General features: G+C 62.5%; 19 protein-coding genes. 11 read left to right on the top strand and 8 right to left on the bottom strand.

Annotated features, from left to right (window positions below):
• The first annotated feature begins 147 nt into the window (after positions 1-147).
• From V3587_RS25510 to V3587_RS25495, 4 genes are read left to right on the top strand one after another with little or no spacing between them, the layout of a single operon-like run.
• Positions 148-738: a hypothetical protein gene (locus V3587_RS25510; protein WP_042453246.1), complete on the top strand. Its 591-nt coding sequence runs from the start codon at positions 148-150 to the stop codon at positions 736-738.
• The gene (locus V3587_RS25505; protein WP_283377337.1) at positions 731-1,381 is read left to right on the top strand and encodes a DUF6308 family protein; all 651 of its coding nucleotides are present in this window, start codon (positions 731-733) and stop codon (positions 1,379-1,381) included. The genes V3587_RS25510 and V3587_RS25505 overlap by 8 nt, the downstream gene beginning before the upstream one ends.
• A gap of 35 nt (positions 1,382-1,416) precedes the next feature.
• Positions 1,417-2,874, top strand: coding sequence for an HNH endonuclease signature motif containing protein (locus V3587_RS25500; protein WP_283377336.1), 1,458 nt, complete (start codon positions 1,417-1,419; stop codon positions 2,872-2,874).
• A gap of 3 nt (positions 2,875-2,877) precedes the next feature.
• Positions 2,878-3,867 (top strand): FAD-dependent monooxygenase, encoded by a 990-nt coding sequence (locus V3587_RS25495; RefSeq protein WP_283377335.1) that lies wholly within the window; start codon positions 2,878-2,880, stop codon positions 3,865-3,867.
• Here the strand turns inward: V3587_RS25495 and V3587_RS25490 are convergent.
• Positions 3,830-4,396, bottom strand: a complete 567-nt coding sequence (locus tag V3587_RS25490) for a GNAT family N-acetyltransferase (RefSeq protein WP_283377334.1) — start codon at positions 4,394-4,396, stop codon at positions 3,830-3,832. The genes V3587_RS25495 and V3587_RS25490 overlap by 38 nt on opposite strands.
• On the bottom strand, positions 4,393-5,076 hold the full coding sequence (locus tag V3587_RS25485; RefSeq protein ID WP_158170479.1) for a TetR/AcrR family transcriptional regulator: 684 nt from the start codon (positions 5,074-5,076) through the stop codon (positions 4,393-4,395). Before V3587_RS25485 ends, V3587_RS25490 begins: the two co-directional genes overlap by 4 nt.
• Before the next feature lie 102 nt (positions 5,077-5,178).
• Here V3587_RS25485 and V3587_RS25480 point away from each other — a divergent pair, with 102 nt between their 5' ends.
• From V3587_RS25480 to V3587_RS25460, 5 genes are read left to right on the top strand one after another with little or no spacing between them, the layout of a single operon-like run.
• Positions 5,179-6,369, top strand: a complete 1,191-nt coding sequence (locus tag V3587_RS25480; protein ID WP_064073614.1) for a lipid-transfer protein — start codon at positions 5,179-5,181, stop codon at positions 6,367-6,369.
• A gap of 42 nt (positions 6,370-6,411) precedes the next feature.
• On the top strand, positions 6,412-6,843 hold the full coding sequence (locus V3587_RS25475; RefSeq protein ID WP_019746343.1) for a type II toxin-antitoxin system Rv0910 family toxin: 432 nt from the start codon (positions 6,412-6,414) through the stop codon (positions 6,841-6,843).
• Between the two features lie 7 nt (positions 6,844-6,850).
• Positions 6,851-7,726: a MaoC/PaaZ C-terminal domain-containing protein gene (locus V3587_RS25470; protein WP_283377333.1), complete on the top strand. Its 876-nt coding sequence runs from the start codon at positions 6,851-6,853 to the stop codon at positions 7,724-7,726.
• A 41-nt stretch (positions 7,727-7,767) separates the two neighbouring features.
• Positions 7,768-8,634 carry an SDR family oxidoreductase gene (locus V3587_RS25465; RefSeq protein WP_007735961.1) on the top strand — a complete coding sequence of 289 codons (867 nt, stop codon included), beginning with the start codon at positions 7,768-7,770 and terminating at the stop codon, positions 8,632-8,634.
• A gap of 4 nt (positions 8,635-8,638) precedes the next feature.
• Positions 8,639-10,837 carry an acyl-CoA dehydrogenase gene (locus V3587_RS25460; protein WP_030535855.1) on the top strand — a complete coding sequence of 733 codons (2,199 nt, stop codon included), beginning with the start codon at positions 8,639-8,641 and terminating at the stop codon, positions 10,835-10,837.
• Positions 10,838-10,856: 19 nt separating this feature from the next.
• On the opposite strand, the gene V3587_RS25455 is transcribed toward V3587_RS25460, so the two are convergent.
• The 4 genes from V3587_RS25455 to V3587_RS25440 form a co-directional block, all read right to left on the bottom strand.
• Positions 10,857-12,269 (bottom strand): amidase, encoded by a 1,413-nt coding sequence (locus V3587_RS25455; protein WP_277377826.1) that lies wholly within the window; start codon positions 12,267-12,269, stop codon positions 10,857-10,859.
• Positions 12,270-12,359: 90 nt separating this feature from the next.
• Positions 12,360-12,518 carry a hypothetical protein gene (locus V3587_RS25450; RefSeq protein WP_003944172.1) on the bottom strand — a complete coding sequence of 53 codons (159 nt, stop codon included), beginning with the start codon at positions 12,516-12,518 and terminating at the stop codon, positions 12,360-12,362.
• Positions 12,519-12,662: 144 nt separating this feature from the next.
• Positions 12,663-13,313 (bottom strand): sterol desaturase family protein, encoded by a 651-nt coding sequence (locus V3587_RS25445; RefSeq protein ID WP_020968076.1) that lies wholly within the window; start codon positions 13,311-13,313, stop codon positions 12,663-12,665.
• The gene (locus V3587_RS25440) at positions 13,310-14,032 is read right to left on the bottom strand and encodes a FadR/GntR family transcriptional regulator (RefSeq protein WP_007735969.1); all 723 of its coding nucleotides are present in this window, start codon (positions 14,030-14,032) and stop codon (positions 13,310-13,312) included. The genes V3587_RS25445 and V3587_RS25440 overlap by 4 nt, the downstream gene beginning before the upstream one ends.
• 156 nt (positions 14,033-14,188) lie before the next feature.
• Between V3587_RS25440 and V3587_RS25435 the strand changes: the two genes are divergently transcribed.
• Positions 14,189-15,211: an ABC transporter substrate-binding protein gene (locus tag V3587_RS25435; protein ID WP_283377332.1), complete on the top strand. Its 1,023-nt coding sequence runs from the start codon at positions 14,189-14,191 to the stop codon at positions 15,209-15,211.
• Positions 15,208-16,221 (top strand): ABC transporter substrate-binding protein, encoded by a 1,014-nt coding sequence (locus tag V3587_RS25430; RefSeq protein ID WP_058227354.1) that lies wholly within the window; start codon positions 15,208-15,210, stop codon positions 16,219-16,221. Before V3587_RS25435 ends, V3587_RS25430 begins: the two co-directional genes overlap by 4 nt.
• A 12-nt stretch (positions 16,222-16,233) precedes the next feature.
• On the opposite strand, the gene V3587_RS25425 is transcribed toward V3587_RS25430, so the two are convergent.
• Both V3587_RS25425 and V3587_RS25420 read right to left on the bottom strand, forming a co-directional pair.
• Positions 16,234-17,685 carry an amidase gene (locus V3587_RS25425; protein WP_283377331.1) on the bottom strand — a complete coding sequence of 484 codons (1,452 nt, stop codon included), beginning with the start codon at positions 17,683-17,685 and terminating at the stop codon, positions 16,234-16,236.
• Between the two features lie 33 nt (positions 17,686-17,718).
• Positions 17,719-18,981, bottom strand: coding sequence for an amidohydrolase (locus tag V3587_RS25420; protein ID WP_054188675.1), 1,263 nt, complete (start codon positions 18,979-18,981; stop codon positions 17,719-17,721).
• Between the last annotated feature and the right edge of the window lie 9 nt (positions 18,982-18,990).

The following is an 18,990-nucleotide window of genomic DNA, read 5'->3' as shown; positions in this document are numbered from 1 at the left end:
CTCGAGTTAGCGATCGGTAAGGCGGTGGTACGTGTCGAGAACCATAACGCGAGGGTGTATGTGAGGGCGAACGCGCGAGACCCGCGTAGGGCTGGGTACCTTGGACGCGAGGTCTGAGAGCAAAGCACCGGACGAGAGGGGACCTGCGTGAGCAAGGCGCCTGTGCGTCCCGCCGCTTCTGTCGAGAATTTCGAGCGGTTGCAGCGCGACCCTCTCTTCGAAGATCTTGCCGAGCTGATTGCCGAGGTTCTCTCCTACGCGTTCGACGCTCCGGCCGCCGTCGAGATCGAACAGTGGACGATCAGTTGCCTGCCGTCGACCAACCGATCCGCGGAGCGCCATCGCTTGTTCACGCTCAATATCGGTCCGATGGAGATTCTGAGCGTCGAGTGCCATCTGGTCGGCGGTAAGCCGATCGAGCACGTCATGTCCGTGTACGTATCCAGTTCGGCACTGGAATCGCGAACCGGCTGCAGCATCGAAGAACTCGACGCCAAGCACGATCTGGTCGCCATCAGACGCACCGAGTTGGCGTCCGCCGACAGCGACGGGACCGTGATCGACTGCAGTCTCGAGGACTCGGATGCGTTGGAACAGTTTGCTCAACTGCCCGTCGACATGACGACGGTTCGTCCGCTCGCGGAGCATCTTGTTGCCAAGGGCAAGGGCCCATTTCGGCAGTATCACAACGCCGGGTTCGCCAAATATGTACTGGAAAGGTCGCTCGACCATGGTTGATCAGTTGCCCATCCGACTCCCGCGTGTGCTGCGAGACGGGGACGATGCCGGCGCGGTCGACGTGCTGCAGGAATATTTCACGAGGCCGCTCCGAAAGACCGGTTATCTCCGAACCGGTGCGTTGTGGGATTCCTGGGATCCCAGTGGCAATCGCGATCGTGATGCGAACATCTTCACCGCGGAAGATCTTGTTGCGGTGACGCTTCTGTCGGTTCAGGTTCCGGCGCAAGGAGCCTTCTTCCTGCTCGGGGAGAACAATGCCGAACTGAACCGACTCCTGGCGGACGTGGGCCCGGATCGCGATCTGTCGAACGAAGCCGATCCCTTCACTCCGGAATCTCCGGTGTGGCGGTTGGAGACGGCGCTTCGAGAGATTCACGGCGTCGGGCGAACCATGGCGTCCAAACTGATCGCGCGCAAGCGTCCGCGACTCTTCCCGATCTACGACGACGTCATCGGGCGGGAGTTGGGAACGAAGTCGGCCCACCTGGAACCCGTTCGCGTAGCCATGCGGGAAGACGAGTTGCAGAGTCGACTCCTCGATCTACGTGCACGAGCAGGTCTCGACGAATCCGTTCCGGTCATCAGGGTGTTGGACGTGCTGGCGTGGATGCAGGGTAAGGGATACAAACCGGCACTCTAGCTTTCTTGTCGGTGGGTGGGTCTATTATCGAATGTATGTTCGATGATGGATTGACGAGCGGTGTGGGGACATCCGTCGATGACGGCCGTCCTGTCGTCGACCCACTCGTGTTACCGGACATGCTCTTTGCGACGGCGCAGAGCGAGAACATGCTAGCCGCGCAAAAGGTGCTCGGTGCATCCATGTTGTCGGAGTCGAGATTCAACGCCGAACTCGACGTGTCCGGTGATGTCGACAAGGCGTGGCGGATCGCGTGCAACGAGATCGCGGTCATGCTCACGTGCTCGCGTCGTACTGCCGAAGTCCACATCGAGATCGGTGATGCCCTACGGGAGTTCCTTCCGCTCACCAAGGCCGCCTTCGCTGCCGGCGAGCTGGACTATGCGCGTGTGCGCAAGATTGTCGACGGACTCACCGGGGCCGACCCGGAGGCGATCGCAGCACTCGAGCGCCGGGTACTTGCCTCGGCGCACCGTCTTCCGCCCGGGCAACTGGAGCGCGACATCGAGCGCCAGCTCTTTGCCTACGATCCGGATGCTGCCGCCGAACGTCGCCGGAAGATGCTGGAACACCGCGATGTTCGCACGCGTGCAGACCGTCACGGACTCGCCCAGTTGCAGGCAACACTCAGCGCGACCGAGGCCGTCGAAGCGCTTGGCCTGATCAACGAGGCCGCCGGAAGCGTCTGCAACCACGATCCACGAAATGTCTCGACCCGTAGGGCCGACGCACTGGTCGCTCTGCTGCACGGCGAACAGGGGCTGACTTGTCAGTGTGGCAGCGAAACGTGCGAGGCAGCATTCACAGCAGCTCGATCGACTGCGCCCTCACGTCGGAAGCCGTTGTTGCACATCGTGTGTGATCTGGCGACGCTCCTCGGATTGATGTCAGATCCCGCGAGCATCGACGGATACGGGCCGATCGATCCTGATTTTGCTCGCGAGCTCGCCGCTGATTCCACCTGGCAGGCCTTGTTCGTCGATTTCCGCGCCCAGGCCGCGGGGAACCGACCGCGTCGGCAGCATGCTCCGACTATCCTGCCGCTTGTCACCCGACGTGATCGCCCAAGTCGCGAACCGAACGGCTGCGGGGATCGGATTCGGGCAATGCAACGGTTGGTCGCGCGATCACCGGACATCGTTCGAAGATCGGATGGGCATGGCACCCAACCCGATCCGCCTCCCGGCGCGCTGACCTATGCTCCGGGAGCGGCTCTGGCCGCATTGGTGCGGGCCGTCGACGGTCACTGCCGGTTCCCTGGTTGTTCGGTGCCCGCGAACAGGTGCCAACTCGACCACATCACCGAGTTCGATCCTTCCGATCCGAGACGCGGTGGGTGGACCATTGCGAGCAACCTCCAATGCCTGTGTCGTCATCACCATCAGGTGAAGACATACAGGTTGTGGACGCCGGTGATGCTGGAGGACCGTGCCATTCACTGGACCGATAAAACCAGCGGGTTGACGGCTGTCACGGTTCCGGAGAGGATCTGAACTGTGCCGGAAGGACAGTGCGCGGGAATCGTCGGCGGGGGAATTGGCGGGCTGACGGCTGCCATCGCGCTCCGCAAAGCAGGCTGGGATGTCACCGTGTACGAGCGTTCGTCCGAGTTCACGGAGGTAGGCGCCGCCGTCGTGTTGTTTCCCAACGCTCTGGCAGCGTTGGACGAAATCGGTGTAGGCGAACAGGTCAGGGTGAATTCCTTTCCGTACAGCTCCGGCGCGATCAGGAATCTGCGCGGGCAAAATCTGGTGACGCGCAAAATTGGTGACCTCGCCGGCGGTCGCGATCTGGTGACAATCCACCGCGCCGATCTGATCGACGTGTTGGTTCGCGCAATCCCCGCTGAGTGCCTACGCACCGGAACCAGGGTGACGGGTGTGGGCTGCGGAGATCATGGCCGCGGCGAGATCGTCACCGATGGTGATACCGCTCGATACGACCTTGTCGTTGCTGCGGACGGTGTGCACAGTGCTGTGCGACAGCAGATCTGGGCCGGCGAGGGAACCGTGGAACGGACTGGCGTGTCCGCTTGGCGCTGGATCGTCGATGGTCCACCGCCGGATTTTGTCGGACAGGTATGGGGGATTCGAGGGGAGTTCGGGATTCTCCCGTTGGCGGGCAACCGCACCTACGCTTTCGCGGGTGCGCAACGCGGCGAGAGTCTTGCGCATTTTGCGGACTGGCCCGAACCTGTGTCGCAGCTCGTCGCGAACGCTGACCCGGCCCGCATCATCGAGAACGAACTGCTCGAGATTCGGACCCCGAAGTTGTTGACACGCGGCAAAGTTGCGTTGATTGGCGACGCCGCTCATGCCATGCGCCCTCACCTCGGGCTAGGTGCGGCTTTGGCGATCGAGGACGCCGTTACTCGCCTGCTGGCGGCGGTGCATGATGTTGCCGTGCGGTTGACTCCCGACATCCTTGCCTTGTCGGTATTCGGTGTGATCAACCGTTGGCGGCCGAAGCCGATCGAGAGGCACTGACTTCGAAGATGGTTTCCAGACCGTCTTCTTCGTCCCACTGCTCACCGACTTCGCAAAAATTGTACTGGCTGATCAGGTTTCGAGATGCGGCATTGTCCGGACTGATGGTCGCGCGAACGATGTGTACTTCGGATTCGCGACTCGCGACGTCGAGAAGTATCTCGAGGGCGGTTCGTGCGTAGCCCTGACGCCGGAACGCCGGGTCGATGCGATATCCGACCTCCACCATCCCGCGCGCATCGGGGCGACCGTGGAATCCGGCCAACCCCACCGGCGTCGAGGTGCGGGCATCGACGGCGATGCGGGTGATCCACGCGCTGTCGAGGGGATTCTCTGCTATCTGCTTGCTCCGGTAGCGCCACAAGCCCTGGCATTCTTCGCCGAGGAGATACGGGGTCAGGAGGTCGGGTGCGAGTTCCATTGCAAGAGTGGCGTTGTCTTCACCCAGTGCGTGCAGGGCGAGTGATGGAACCTGGACCAGTTGAAGTCCACGTCCGCCGAGTGTCCAGGGTAGTTCGGTGACTGTCACAGGTCGGCGATCGGAGTCGACAGCGTTATGTCGACACCGATGCTCCGGAGATTGCCGTCGAGGACTTGCCAGATGGAGCGTTCGAGGAATTCGGCCAATTCCGCACTGGTCACATCGGAACCCGGCTGGCTGAGCCAACGGTTGACGCTGACGTCGACCAATCCGATGACGCCGAAAGCCAAGGGCTCCGCCATCTTCGACGGTTTGCCACGGCTGGTGAGGATCGTGCCCAACAAATTTCCCAATTGGACGGCGATTGCCGTCTTGGTTCCGGTCACCACTTTCGAACCGGTGGCCCGCGTACTCGGCGAGCCCTTGCCTAAAAAGTGGTGCAGTCGTGGATATTTCACAATCCACTGAAGGTAGGTCTCGACGGCCCGTGAGATGGCCTCGCCGACGGTGCCCTTCGGCGTGAGAGTGGGGGCCAGGTCGGTCATCATCATCTCGAGGATGCGGACTCGCAGCTGCTCGTCGAGGTCGGCTCGATCCTTGAAGATCCGGTAGACAACAGAGCGGGGGACGTCGGCGCGCTCGGCGATCTGCTGGACGCCGACGTCGGCGCCACCTTCGTTGACTGCATCGAGTGCTGCGTCGAGGATCCGCGCTTTGCGCTGCTCCTTGTGATCGTTCCAGCGAGTGCTGCGCCCGTCGGGCTGCGCCGACTCGGCTGTTTTTGTCATAAATCGAACGATACTCACCCCGCCATTGACTGGACAAGATGTCTCACATACTTTGGTGGGACAGCGTGTCACACACAGATACCGTTCTCTTCAGGAGTGGCAATGAGTAACAGGGTTTTTGTCGTCGGCGTCGGCATGACGAAGTTCGAGAAGCCGGGAGCCCGCGAGTGGGACTACCCCGACATGGCACGCGAGTCGGGTACCAAGGCGCTCGAAGACGCGGGTATCGACTACACCGAGGTCGAGCAGGCATACGTCGGCTACGTCTACGGCGAGTCCACCGCAGGTCAGCGGGCTGTCTATGAGCTGGGTCTGACGGGCATCCCCATCGTCAACGTCAACAACAACTGTTCGACGGGATCGACCGCGCTCTACCTCGCCACGCAGGCAGTCAAGAGTGGTCAGGCAGACTGCGCACTGGCGCTGGGCTTCGAGAAGATGCAGTCCGGGTCCCTCGGATCCACCTACGACGACCGTGAACAGCCACTCATGCGGCACCTCCTCGCTCTCGCCGAGCTGCAGGAGTTCGCGATGCCGCCCGCTCCGTACATGTTCGGCGCGGCCGGCGTCGAGCACATGGAACGCTTCGGAACCACTGCAGAGCAGTTCGCGAAGATCGCCGTCAAGAACCACAAGCACTCACTGAACAACCCGTACGCGCAGTTCCAGGACGAGTACACCCTCGAGCAGATCCTCGAAGCACGCCAGATCCACGGGCCGCTCACCAAACTCCAGTGCTCGCCTACCTCGGACGGATCCGGCGCGGCGATCATCGCCAGCGAAGCATTCGTCGAGAAGCACGGGCTCACTGCTCAGGCGATCGAGATCGTCGGGCAGGCCATGGTCACCGACATGAACAGCACCTTCGAGGACAAGAGCGCGATCAGTCTCGTCGGCGCGGACATGACCCGTAAGGCCGCTGAGAAGGTGTACGCGCAGGCCGGGATCACCGCCGACGACGTCGACGTCATCGAACTCCACGACTGCTTCTCCACCAACGAGTTGCTGACCTACGAGGCACTCGGACTGTGCGCCGAAGGTGACGGCGGCAAGCTCGTCGACGCCGACGACACCACCTACGGCGGACGCTGGGTGGTCAACCCGTCCGGCGGCCTCATCTCCAAGGGTCACCCCCTCGGCGCAACCGGTCTTGCCCAGTGCGCCGAACTCACCTGGCAGCTCCGCGGAACCGCCGACAAGCGTCAGGTCGACGGCGCGAAGGTCGCTCTCCAGCACAACATCGGACTCGGCGGCGCAGTTGTCGTGACCGCATACAAGCCCTACGCACGCTGAATCACACCCACAACCCGCCAGCTACCCACTAGGAGTTTCATCATGGCTTCCGTTTCCGTCTCCGCTGTACTGCCCGCATCCCCCGAGAAGACCTGGGATGCGCTCTCCGACCTGTCTCGCTGGGAAGAGTGGCTCACCATTCACCAGGGCTGGAAGAGTGAACTCCCCACCCAGGTTGCGTTGGGCGCCAAGTTCACCGAGGTCGTCTCCGTGATGGGTATGGCAAACAAGATCGAGTGGACCGTCGAAGAGGTCGAGGTTCCGAAGATGGTCAAGATTGCCGGTACCGGAATGGCCGGCGTCACCGTCGAATTCGTTCTCTCGGTCGAGGCCGACGGCGCCGGTTCGAAGGCAACCGTCGACGCCAGCTTCAAGGGCACCATGATCGTCGGGCCGATCGGCAAGGCAGTAGCCAAGAACGCCAAGGCTGATCTCGAGGCCTCGCTGGCCAAGTTCGCCGAGTTGGTCGGGTAACGGCTCAATGACGACACCGAAGACCAACGCGGTCGAATTCGATACGTCCGGGCTGGACGTATGGACCGATCCGGAGCACTTCGAGGTGACAGCTGAGCGCATCGCTGAATACGCCGCTGCCACCAACGATCCCATCGAGCGACACCTGAAGGGCGAGATCGCTCCACCGGTCTTCGCGGTGGTACCCGTCTTCATGTCGATGGCACCCGCTGCGCTGTCGGTGGCGCCGGTCGAACTGCTGATGAAGCTCGTTCACGGTGAGCAGGACTTCCTGTTCCACCGTCCGATCTACCCTGGCGACCATCTGGTCGCTCGCGCCAAGCCCATCGGATTCGAGGGCCGGGACAACGGATCCACCGTCGTCATCTACGTCGAAACCAAAACCGACAAGGGTGAATTGGTCAACGAGCAATGGATGACGGCCTTCTTCCGCAAGGTCGACGCGGGCCCCGGACTGGGCGAGAAGGCTCCCGAACACCGATTCGGCGACGCTCTTCGCGCGGGTAGTCCCGCAGCGGTGGTGAACCAGCATATCGACGAGGACCAGACGTTCCGGTACTCACCGGCTTCCGGCGATCCGATGCCGATCCACCTTGACGAGGAGATCGCTCGGATGTCCGGGCTCCCCGGAATCATCAACCACGGACTGTGCACGATGGCGTTCACGTCGTGGGGAGCCCTGACCGAACTGGCAGGCGGCGAGACCGAGCGGTTGCGCCGTCTCGCAGTGCGATTCGCGAAACCCGTACTCCCGACACAGGACATCGAGACGGTGTTCTACAAGTCGAGTTCGGCAGACGGAGCCACGTCGTACTCGTACGAAACCAGTGCGGTCGGCGACCTCGTGATCAAGGACGGCCTCGCGGTCATCGCCGACAAATGAGTCTTCATGTCCGACAACTGAACTGATGGGAATCTGAACTGATGGGAAGTCTCGACGGTCGCGTAGCGATCATCACCGGAGCAGGACGCGGCATCGGCCGTGAGCATGCGCTGCTCTTCGCTCGTGAGGGTGCGAGCGTCGTGGTCAACGACCTCGGCGGCGCAAACGACGGTTCCGGTGCAGATGCCGGCCCCGCGCAGCAGGTAGTCGACGAGATCGTCGCTGCAGGCGGCAAGGCTGTTGCCAACACCGACAACATCGCCACCTGGGACGGCGCCGAGGGCCTCGTCAAGCAGGCCGTCAGCGAGTTCGGCCGACTCGACGTACTGGTCAACAACGCCGGCATTCTTCGTGACGCCTTCATCGCCGGTATGGACGAGAGCCAGTGGGATGCAGTCATTGCCGTGCACCTCAAGGGGCACGCAGCGACGCTGCACCACGCTGCCGCGTACTGGAAGGACCAGAGCAAGGCAGGCGAGACCGTCAACGCTTCGGTCATCAACACCGCTTCGGCTTCGGGTACCTTCATGCCCAACGCGGGCCAGGGCAACTACGGCGCCGCCAAGGCGGGCATCGCAGCCCTGACTCTGGTGGCCGCTGACGAGCTCGATCGATACGGCGTGCGTGTCAACGCTATTGCGCCGATCGCGCGTACTCGGCTGACGCTGGCGACACCCGGTATGGGCGCGTTGTTCGCCGCCGAGGTCCCCGAGGGTGAGTTCGACGCGTTTGCGCCGTCCAACATCTCCCCGCTGGTGGCCTATCTAGCGGCAGCGGATTGCAAGCTGACCGGCAAGGTGTATGCCGTTCAGGGTGGGGCCATCACGGAACTCGCCGGCTGGCACGGTGTGAACACCATCGAGAGCGAGGGTCCCTGGACCACCGCCGACCTCGCAGAACGACTGTAAGCGCATGGCACGCAACGCATACGAACTCGGTCTCGGGCTGAGTGAGGAGCACACCGCGCTTGCAGATTCGGTGCGCTCCTTCGCCGAGCGCACCATCACCACCGAGCAGGTGCGCGCGGCCGTGGAGTCGCGGACCGAGGACAAGTTCCCCCAGTTCTGGACGGCGCTCGTCGGGCAGGACCTTCTCGGGCTCGCGGTTCCGGAAGAGCAAGGTGGTCACGGCGCCGGCCTGCTGACCTTGGCAGTGGCACTGGAAGCATTGGGCCGCACAGTCTCTCCCGGCCCGTTCGTTCCGACGGTATTGGCAAGTGCCGTTCTCGGTGTCGCCGATTCCAAGGCGGGACCCGAGTTCCTGCCCGGTCTGATCGACGGAAGTCGTACGGCAGCAGTCGCCTTGGGTGCACCGTTTGCGGCCGAGTCGTCGGACGGTGGGTACAAGATCACGGGCGCACTCGACGGTGTGCTCGGTGGTGAGCACGCCGACGTACTGCTGGTTCCGATCCAGTTGCCCGAGGGCGTTCGCTACGCGGTGCTCGAGAGCAGCGCAGTCGCGATCACCGTTCAGGACAGCATCGACGTGCTGCGCGGTAGTGCGCGGATCGAAGCTGACAATGCTCAGATCAGCGCCGAACGGATACTCGACGGTCTCACCGAGGCGCGGGTACGGTCCATTGCCGCAGTCGTTCTCGGCGCCGAAGACGTCGGCGTCATGTCCTGGTGCGTTTCCACTGCGTCGGAGTACGCCAAGACACGCGTGCAGTTCGGGCGACCCATCGGCCAGTTCCAGGGCGTCAAGCACAAGTGTGCGCAGATGGGCATTGCGCTCGAGCAGGCACGCGCCGTTGTGTGGGATGCGGCAAGCGCATTGGACAAGGGCGACGACACGGCAGATTTTGCCGCCGATATCGCAGCAGTCATCGTGCCGGACGCCGCAGTGCAGGTAGCGCAGGATTGTGTGCAGGTCCACGGCGGCATCGGCTTCACGTGGGAGCACGACGCCCACCTGTACTACCGGCGCGCGCTCTCGATCCGCGGCATTCTCGGTACCCGCGAGGATCGTGCCAACCGTGTTGCGCAGCAGGCACTTGACGGTGTCAGCCGGGCTTCGGTTCTCGAACTGCCGCCGGAGGCAGAGGAGATCCGCGGCGGCATCGCGGCCGAGCTTGCCAAGTTGGTCGAGCTCGACGAGGACGACCAGCTGATCGCGCTCGGCGACGGCGGCTGGGTTCAGCCTCACCTGCCGAAGCCGTACGGGCGCGGCGCCGCTCCGCTCGAGCAGATCGTCATCTCCCAGGAAATCAAGGCTGCCGGTATCTCGATGCCGCAGCTTCTGATGGGAACGTGGGCAGTGCAGGCCGTCGTGGCACATGGTTCGGACAAGCAGAAGCAAGAGCTGGCCGTGCCTACCCTGCAGGGTGAGCTGGTGTGGTGCCAGCTCTTCAGCGAGCCCGGTGCTGGTTCCGACCTTGCGTCATTGTCCACGAAGGCCGAAAAGGTCGACGGCGGTTGGAAGATCACCGGTCAGAAGATCTGGACCACGGTTGCGCAGTTCTCCGACTGGGCAATGCTGATCGCCCGCACGGACGCCACCAAGCCGAAGCATCAGGGCATCACCTACTTCGTGCTCGATATGTCGACACCGGGCATCACCGTCCGCCCGCTGCGTGAGATGACGGGCTCGGCGTTGTTCAACGAGGTGTTCCTCGACGACGTGTTCATCCCCGACGAGAACGTGGTCGGTGAGGTCAACGACGGGTGGAACGTCGCCCGGACGACGCTGGCCGGCGAGCGCGTCGCGCTCAGCCAGAAGATGGAGGCGTACGCCTCGGACTCCGATCTGCTGAAGTTCGCGAAGTCGGCAGACCTGAGCCCGATCGGACGCTACCGTGTCGGCGAGCTGGTTGCGGAGAGTCAGGCGATCGATCTCATCGGTTCCCGCGTTGTGCTCAAGCAACTTTCGGGAATCGACGTGAGTACGACGTCGAGCGTCGGCAAGCTGTTGGCGATGAAGATCAGCCAGTCGATTGCCGAGTTCGTCGTCGCCGAACTGGGTGCTGCCGGAGCGGTCAGCATCCCAGGTCAGCCAAGCGACAAGGCGATGGAGCAACTCATTTCGGGCCGTGCCACCACCATCTACGGTGGCACAACCGAGGTGCAACTCAACGTGATCGGTGAGCGCATGCTCGGATTGCCGCGAGACTGAGGGTATTTACCGGCGAGGCTCAGTCCTGGATTCTTCTCCAGGGCTGAGCCTCTTCCAGTTCGAAGGCCAATTCGAGGAGCGTGCGCTCGTCGCCGAGATCGGCGGAGAAATGCGCAGCCAACGGCAAACCGTTGCTGGTCTGATGCATCGGTAGCGAAATCGCGGGACCTCCGGAGATGTTGTTCAGTGGCGTGAACGATGTGTACGCGATCAGCTTGTCGAAGAGTTCCTCGAAAGGCTGAGCGGGAGAGAGGTATCCCAGCTCGGGGGTGGTGTGCCCCAGGGCCGGCGAGAGCACGACGTCGTACTTCAAGAACATGGCGCTGTATTGCTGCTGGAGCCGTCGCAGACGATAGAGCACGCGCGGCGTCTTCACCAGGTTCTTCCGGTACAGCGTGTAGAGGCCCTTGGTGAGATTGTCGGTGCCGGACTTGTCGAAGTCGGGTCCGAGCATTTGTTTGCCACCGGTGGAGATGGCAAACGACAGAAAGCCCCAGTAAATGCTGAAGTCGTCGATGAATTCGGGGCCGACGGGCAGTGCTGCGTCCTCGACATGATGGCCAAGGCTTGCAAGGAGTTCGGCCGTAGCTTCGACGGACTTGCGCGTCTCGTCGTCCGTCTTGGTGACGGTGACGGAATCGGCGATCACGCCGACGCGCAGGCGGGTTGAGCTGGGTCCTTCGATCAAGCGAACCGGTGCGAGTCGCGGATTGCGGTAGTAGTTCTCAGCCGCAGACATCCATCGTGCAGTGTCGCGAACAGTCCGAGTAACGGCGCCCTGGGCAATCAACCGGATCGGCATCGACTTGTCGGCCGGATCGGCGATGGTGCGTCCGCGAGTGGGTTTGAGTCCGACGAGTCCGCAGGCAGCGGCGGGAATGCGAATCGATCCACCGCCGTCGTTGGCGTGCGCGATCGGGAGTACGCCGGCAGCAACAAGCGCGGCTGCGCCTCCCGAGGAAGCGCCCGACGAGTACGCCGGATTCCACGGGTTGTGCACGGGTTCTTCCGTCATGTATTCGGTGGACGCACTGAACCCGAACTCGGGCAGTCGGGTCTTGCCGATCGAAATGGCCCCGGTGGAGAGGAACTGCTTCGCAAAATCGCTGTCGGCTTTGGCGGGGACCGCGGTGAAGGCGGTACTGCCCTGCTGGGTGGGAAGGCCGGCGCTGTCGGTGTTGTCCTTGATCGCGGTGGGGACACCGGCAAAGACGCCCTTGGCGGGCCGGTTGCTCCTGGCGAGGGCACGATCGAAATCAGTGCAGGCCAGACCGTTCAATTGCCCCTGCACTGCCTCGGCGCGGGCGATCGATGCCTCCATGACTTCCCGTGCGGTCACCTCGCCTGATTCGATCCGGGCGGCGACGCCGGTGGCGTCGAGGTCGCCCAGGGCGTCGTCGGTGAAAGCGTGGATGGGGGTGTTCGCGGTCATGGGGATCCTTGTCAGGCGGAGGCACTCAGGTCGTCCGTCCAGCATATTGGACGGACGACCCCTGAGTGGCGCTATCTGTGGATTGCGGTATCAGCTACCGAAGATCGTCACTGCCTGCTCTGCTGCCTGCGGCGCCTGCTGGAACACTCCCTGTGGGATGAACTGCTGCGGAATGAACTGCTGGGGGCCCAACTGCTGGAAGTTCGTGACCATCGGGTGGATCACGTTGTTGAATACATCGTTGAACATGTGTTGTGTCCTTCGGTTACAGCGTTTTTCGAACTTCTGACTCCATCGACACTAAGCACGGTTCTGACGAGTTTCAACGAAAATTGCTGATACACAGGCAAGTTCAAGTTCATTGCCAGCTGGGGGCCAGGAACCGGTCTTCCTTCACAGCTTGGACGCTGCGCCGTGCAGGTTCTTGGCTGTCGGGGAGGTCTCGACGGATTTGGGATCGGGGTACGTGCCCAGTACTCGATCGGCAGTTCCCGCGGTGGTGACGGTGAACCAGTAGTGCTCGTTCTTGAAGTGGTGGTTGCGGTGGTTGCGCCAAACTGACCGGTAGAGAGCAGTTTTCGGCTTGTAGTCACTGTGGATGAGGAAATGTGTCCACTCGTAACCGAGGCCGAGCACGGAAATGCAGGTCAGGAACGTCAGACCGAGTTCGACGCGGGGAAATGCCAGGAGGGCGACGGCTGTCAGAACGGGAATCACGATCAGGAGCGTCTGCCACGGGATGAAGATGAGTGAGACGGTTCGCGGCGCAAAGTGGTGTTCCCGATGGCTGCGCGCCAGCCGTGAATCGAGTGTGACGCCGGCAATGGTTCGTGGCTTCCAATGAAGAACGAAGACGTGAATGATCCACTCCACGAAGGGGAATGCGGCAAGCATCACGAGCGGAACGAGGGCGTCGGTGATCTGCCAGTTGCCCACTGCGATGCGCGCCGCCGCGGCGGCCAGCAGCATGGTGCCGATCATCCACGGCGTCGGTGACTTGCGGAACGTCCGTGCCGCATCGGCGAGAGTAAGAGGCTTGCTCATGGTTTCAGTCCTTCCAGGAAGGTGAGAGCGTCGCCGATTGCCGTCGTGCCGGTGTGAAGGAGCTGTGCGGCTGACGCCTCGGCAGTTGGCTCGTCGTGTGAAGTGATGGCGGAGGCCAGTTTTCGATACAGGTCGGTCTGGCCGACTTCGGCGACCATGACGGATGCAAGTGCAGTCATAGCCGGCTCGTATGCAGCCCGAAGGCTGTTGAAGATCAAACGGAAGGCAATGGAATCTGCGCTGTCGACGACGACGTCCCAGAACGCCAGAGCGCGGTCTTGCAACTCCACTGGATCTTCGGTGGCGCCTAGTTGATCAACGGCCGTGTCGAGTTCTCGGGCGGATTCCGCGGAGATGCGACGGGCGGCCAGCACAGCGATCTGCGGTCCCATCAACTCGCGAGTTTCCAGGACGCTGCGCACCACGCTCAGGTCGGGGACGCCGTCGCGCACCAGCAGCTGGGGGAGAAGTTCGGGTCCGGCCTGGCGTCGAAAATCGCGCACCGACGTGGACTCGCCCTGGCGGACCTCGACGAGTCCGGCCTGGGCGAGCTTCTGAATTGCCTCGCGGACTGCGGGCCGCGAGACGCCGAATGCCTCGGCGAGCTTGCGCTCGCTGGGTAGTGCCTCACCCGCAGCCAGCTCTCCGGCCAGCACTTTCACCGATATCTGATCGAAGACTGCGCCGGAGGCCGAGGTACGTGCAACGGGTTGGAACATGTACCGACCTTAAGCGCTTGCTGGTGAGAGGTCAAGTGGTATTACCAGTTGAGCACTAGCGTGAAAGAGATACCCCTTGGCCAACAAGCTTTACCGTAACGGCGCAGGTGAGAGTAATTTTAGGCGACCCTAATTCGGAATACCGTCAGGAAGCCCATGACACCTCTCCTGTTACCGACGCTAGACACCGACGCAGAGTTCGCTCGCATCACCGCGGCCTTGACCCGACGCGGCTTTCTGGGCGGAAGTGCCGCCGCACTGTCCATGCTCGCCCTTGCCGGATGCAGCAGTGAGGACGGCGGTGACGGTGCGGAAGGCGAAACTCGGACGGTGCAGACGCATTACGGACCCGTGGATGTTCCCGTCAATCCGCAGCGCATCGTCGCCGTCTCCTACAACACCCCGTGGCAGTTGCAAGCCGTCGGCGCCCGACCCGTCGCGACGCTCGACTACAGCGCGTACATCGACCAGTTCACCCCGACACAGCAGAAGTTCATCGACGGCTTGTCCACGGTGGGGGTTTTCCTCGAGGTCAACCGCGAAGCCGTCGTGGCTGCCGCGCCTGATCTCATTGTCGGCGATGCGTACGAGATCGACGAGGACATGTTCCGCGAGCTCTCGAAAATTGCTCCGACAGCGGTGTATTCGGGCACGAACCGATCGGATTGGCGCGCTGTCGCCGAGGGTGTCGCAGACGCGGTCAACAAGGGTTCGGCATTGACGTCGAATCGCGAGAAGTATCAGGCGATGCAAGAGCGAATCCGCACCGAATACGCCGCGCAGCTTGGCGAGAATCGGTGGGCCCAGGTTGCTATCGGTGGTTCGGAAGGGCTCTTCTCCATCCTGTATCCAACCGGAGTGACCGGCGCGATGCTCGCCGACCTGAACGTGACCCGCGGCGAATTCATCCCGGACCTGCGCCCAGCCACCGGCTTCGAAGCCTTCCCGCTCGAACAACTCGAAATGCTGCGGGACGTCACCGTCGTCATCTACCCGAAGCAGCCGAACGGAACTGATTCTGCAGGAATGAAATCCGTCTTCGCCAGCCCGCTGTGGAGCCGCATTCCGGCAGCAGCTTCGGGCCGGGTATTCGGAATCAGCACTCAGGTCACCGACTACGGCACTGCAATCAACTGGCTCAACGAACTCGAAACCGGCGCCTTGGAGGCACTTTCATGACATCACTTCTATTGCCCACCGCTGACACCGATGCCGAATTCGCTCGCATCACCGCAGCACTTACCCGACGCGGTTTCCTCGGAGCCGGTGCCTTGGCGGGGATCGGATTGCTCACGGCCTGTGGAACCAGCTCCGGTGAATCGGCCGAGGGTTCGATGCGCACCATCAACACGGCTCTGGGGCAGGTGGAAGTGCCCACCAACCCGCAACGGGTGGTCAGCGCCGATTACTACACCGGCCCCGCGATGTTCGACGCCGGGTTCACACCGGTCGGATTGCCGGTCGACTACGAGAACGCCGACGGCGTCCCGGAACCCTATGCGTCCGCTCTGCGGTCTCTCCCGAAGGTGGGACGCTGGTACGAGCCCAACGCCGAGGCGATAACGGCTTTGTCTCCCGACCTGATCGTGATGACCAACCTGCTGTCGGAGAACAACCCGGATCTTTACGAGCAGATCCGGTCGATCGCACCGACCGCGGTTTTTGCCGAAGACGGGCAGTACGCATGGAAGGAGCGCGCCTTCGGAGTCGCGGACGCGCTGAACCAGAGCGCGAAGGTTCAAGAGTTGGCAGATCGGTACGAGGCGCGGATCGCCAAGTTCCGCAGCGACAACGCTGATGTGCTGAGCAAGGTGAAGGTCGTCTACACCACGTACTTCGAGGAGAGTGGTTTCTCGCTGTACTCGCCGACCAAGTATCAGACGACGGTCATCAGCGAGGCCGGGTTCCAGTTCAACGACCGTTCGCTCGCAATTCCCGCCGGCAGCAACGAGTGGTTCCCGAAGGAGCAGTTGGAGCTACTCGACGAGGCCGACGTCATCATCACCAACAGTGGCAAGGGCCCCATCAACGAGAAGTTGGCGAACGACACCATCTTCCAGCGTCTGCGCGCCGTCAAGAATGATCAGGTGTACTCGTTCGACTACGAGGGCGTCGCGTCCTTCGGTTGGGCCCTGACATTCCTCGAGCAGTTCCAGCCGATCGCTGAGGAGATCAGAGCCAAGCTCTGATCTCCTCAGCAATCAAGAGGACGCCGGCGTCACCACATTCAGCTTCGGTTGATGCTGGTCGGTGTATGCCCACGGGCGGATCTTCTCCAGTGCTTTGCCGATCCGGAACACGGTCGGTTCGTCGTACGTATGGCCGACGATCTGGACGCCCGTGGGAACACCGTTGTGTGCGTGTCCACTCGGCACCGCCAATACGGGGCACCGATTGGCGACGTTGAACGGCAATGTGAGAAGTGCTTCGGCGGTGTTATTCACGTGCTGACCCGCCACAGTGAGGCCGTCGAGCAAAGACTCGCCTGCCGGGAAGGCGATGGTGCCCGAAGTCGGGCAGATCAGCGCATCGAAGGGAGCCATCGCCTCGGCGAGCTCTCGTTGCATTTGGGTCTCCTTGCGAAGGCCGTCCAGAAATGACATTTCCGCAGCGCCCTTCGACGTGATCGCGACGTTGTCGAGCGTGTAGTCGGCAAGAAGATCACCGTGGACGCGAGCAACTTCCGCGACGGATGCACCCATGATCGTTCCGAAATGGACTTTCACCGCTGCTGCCATCGAATCACGAGTCCACGGCAACTCGATCTCCTCGACGATCGCGCCGGCATCGACCAACGACTGTGCGAGAGCCCGGGTGTTCGCCTCGATGTCAGGCTCGATGGGGAAGTCACCGAGCCGCAGGCACAGGGCAATTCGCATTCCCTCGACCGACGGGTACTCGTGTGGCAGCGTGATCGCCGGCCTCAGGGAAGAATGGTCACGCGGATCCGGCCCGATCAGAACGTTGGCCAAAAGAATTGCGTCGTCGACAGTTCGGGCCATCGGACCGTCGCCACGGTAGGAATCCATGGACAGCGGGGCGACCCCGGCGATACGCCCGTACGAGGCCTTGAGACCGACGGTGCCGGTAAAGCCTGCCGGGCCTCGCGTCGACCCGCCGATGTCGGATGCTGTTGCCAGAGTAGTAGTTCCGGCGGCCAGTGCGGCGCCGGCTCCGCCGGATGAGCCGCCGGGACTGTAATCGAGGTTCCAGGGATTGCGGGTCACGCCCCACAAAGGAGAGTGTGTGAACGCCGCGACGCAGAATTCCGGTGTCGTCGTGCGTGCGTGAATCAGGCCGCCTGCTGCCAGAACTCGGTCGATCACCGGTGCGTTCTCGCGGGCGATGTTGCCGCGTCCCGCCAGCGAACCTTCGGTCAGAGACTTTCCCGCAATGGCATGTTTTTCCTTGGCAGCTACCGGAATTCCCTCCAACGATCGAGGTTCGGGTCCGTGGCCGAGGTATCGGCTCTCGGCATCCCGGGCGCCGGCGAGGGCCTCGTCGAACATCTCTTCGGTGAAGGCATTGATGTGAGGTTCGAAATTCTGTGTCCGGTCGATGATTGCCTGTAGCAGTTCGACCGGAGACAATTCTCGCGCGCGAAAGTGAGCAATGGCTTCGGTGGCGCTGAGGTAGTGCAGTTCGTCTGACATGACGTTATCTCCCTGGGTAAGTCTGTGTGAGAATCACGCGCTCCGCGCAAGGGCTCCCAGTGCAGCTGCGGTCATGGCCGTGACACCTTCGGGTAGGGCAGCGGCGGGATCGGGGGCGAAGCGCGGTGAATGATTGGACGGCGTGCCGGGTGGTATCCGTCCCTCGGCGAGCGCGGCAAGGGCGGTTCCGTCGAAACTCTGCAGTGCCGTTCCGCCGAAATGCCAGAACACGGAGGGGCATTGGGCGGCGGTGCCGAAGATTCCGAAGTCCTCGCTACCTGAAAGTGGTTGTGACAGAGTGTGCATTCCCAAGCCGGCCTGTCGCAGGTCGGACATCACCGTGGACGTGGCGTCCGGAGTGTTGACCGTGGCCGGAAAGCCGTTGTACGCATGAACGTCCGGCGTCTCGACGGCGCCGGCTCCGTCCGCTTCTGCGCGGGCTATCCGGCGCACCGATTCGAGCATGTTTTCTCGTGACGTTGCGCTGAAAGTCCTCAGGCTGAGCAGTAGTTCGGCTTCATCGGCGATGATGTTCGCAGCCGTGCCGGCGTGCAAGGCTCCCACCGTGAGCACAGGTGCTGTCGGGGTTGCCGCTTCATGAGCGACCAGACTTTGAATGCGCAGCGCGAAAGACGCTGCCATCAACAAAGGGTCGATGCATGCGTACGGTGAGGACGCGTGTCCACCACGGCCGTGAAAGACCACTCGTATCGTGTCGGATGCTGCCATCAAGATGTCGGGTTTGCTGACCAACATCCCCGCAGGAGTCGGGCCCACGTGCTGTCCCAGGCAGAGGTCCGGTCGTGGGAAGCGGTCGAAGATTCCGTCGTCGACCATCGCACGAGCGCCGGAGCCGGTCTCCTCAGCAGGCTGGAAGACCGCGACAACAGTCCCGGTGATCGATGTCGGATCCGCGGAAAGTGCTGCGCACGTGGCAAGTAGCGCGGTTACGTGGACATCGTGGCCACACGCATGCATGACTCCATCAGTTCTGGAGGCGTAGGACAGCCCGGTGTCTTCTGCCACCGGCAACGCGTCCATGTCGGCGCGTAGCAGGATCACCGGACCGCTGCTCCCTTCGAGAACACCGACGACACCCGTACCGCCGACCCCGACCGTGACGTCCCAGCCACCGATTCGCCGAAGTTCCTCGGCAACAATTGCGGCGGTGCGAGTTTCGTCGCCGGACAACTCGGGGTGTGCGTGTAGGTCCCGGTAGAGCTCGAACCAGTGCGGCTCGACGGTTCGCAACCGCGACGGGTCTCCGAACTCGAGATTCGAAAGCAGTTGATTCATGGTTGATCT

It is taken from the genome of Rhodococcus sp. IEGM 1306 (assembly GCF_036541985.1).
In the GTDB taxonomy this organism is placed as follows: Bacteria; Actinomycetota; Actinomycetes; order Mycobacteriales; family Mycobacteriaceae; genus Rhodococcus_F; species Rhodococcus_F qingshengii.
This window is presented reverse-complemented; position numbering and strand designations above follow the sequence as displayed.

Excerpts from the sequence above, each read along its gene's own strand:
- V3587_RS25505 (WP_283377337.1), top strand. The coding sequence starts at position 731 with ATGGTTGATCAGTTGCCCATCCGACTCCCGCGTGTGCTGCGAGACGGG.
- V3587_RS25500 (WP_283377336.1), top strand. The coding sequence starts at position 1,417 with ATGTTCGATGATGGATTGACGAGCGGTGTGGGGACATCCGTCGATGAC.
- V3587_RS25485 (WP_158170479.1), bottom strand. The coding sequence starts at position 5,076 with ATGACAAAAACAGCCGAGTCGGCGCAGCCCGACGGGCGCAGCACTCGC.
- V3587_RS25480 (WP_064073614.1), top strand. The coding sequence starts at position 5,179 with ATGAGTAACAGGGTTTTTGTCGTCGGCGTCGGCATGACGAAGTTCGAG.
- V3587_RS25475 (WP_019746343.1), top strand. The coding sequence starts at position 6,412 with ATGGCTTCCGTTTCCGTCTCCGCTGTACTGCCCGCATCCCCCGAGAAG.
- V3587_RS25470 (WP_283377333.1), top strand. The coding sequence starts at position 6,851 with ATGACGACACCGAAGACCAACGCGGTCGAATTCGATACGTCCGGGCTG.
- V3587_RS25465 (WP_007735961.1), top strand. The coding sequence starts at position 7,768 with ATGGGAAGTCTCGACGGTCGCGTAGCGATCATCACCGGAGCAGGACGC.
- V3587_RS25460 (WP_030535855.1), top strand. The coding sequence starts at position 8,639 with ATGGCACGCAACGCATACGAACTCGGTCTCGGGCTGAGTGAGGAGCAC.
- V3587_RS25455 (WP_277377826.1), bottom strand. The coding sequence starts at position 12,269 with ATGACCGCGAACACCCCCATCCACGCTTTCACCGACGACGCCCTGGGC.
- V3587_RS25450 (WP_003944172.1), bottom strand. The coding sequence starts at position 12,518 with ATGTTCAACGATGTATTCAACAACGTGATCCACCCGATGGTCACGAAC.
- V3587_RS25445 (WP_020968076.1), bottom strand. The coding sequence starts at position 13,313 with ATGAGCAAGCCTCTTACTCTCGCCGATGCGGCACGGACGTTCCGCAAG.
- V3587_RS25440 (WP_007735969.1), bottom strand. The coding sequence starts at position 14,032 with ATGTTCCAACCCGTTGCACGTACCTCGGCCTCCGGCGCAGTCTTCGAT.
- V3587_RS25435 (WP_283377332.1), top strand. The coding sequence starts at position 14,189 with ATGACACCTCTCCTGTTACCGACGCTAGACACCGACGCAGAGTTCGCT.
- V3587_RS25430 (WP_058227354.1), top strand. The coding sequence starts at position 15,208 with ATGACATCACTTCTATTGCCCACCGCTGACACCGATGCCGAATTCGCT.
- V3587_RS25425 (WP_283377331.1), bottom strand. The coding sequence starts at position 17,685 with ATGTCAGACGAACTGCACTACCTCAGCGCCACCGAAGCCATTGCTCAC.
- V3587_RS25420 (WP_054188675.1), bottom strand. The coding sequence starts at position 18,981 with ATGAATCAACTGCTTTCGAATCTCGAGTTCGGAGACCCGTCGCGGTTG.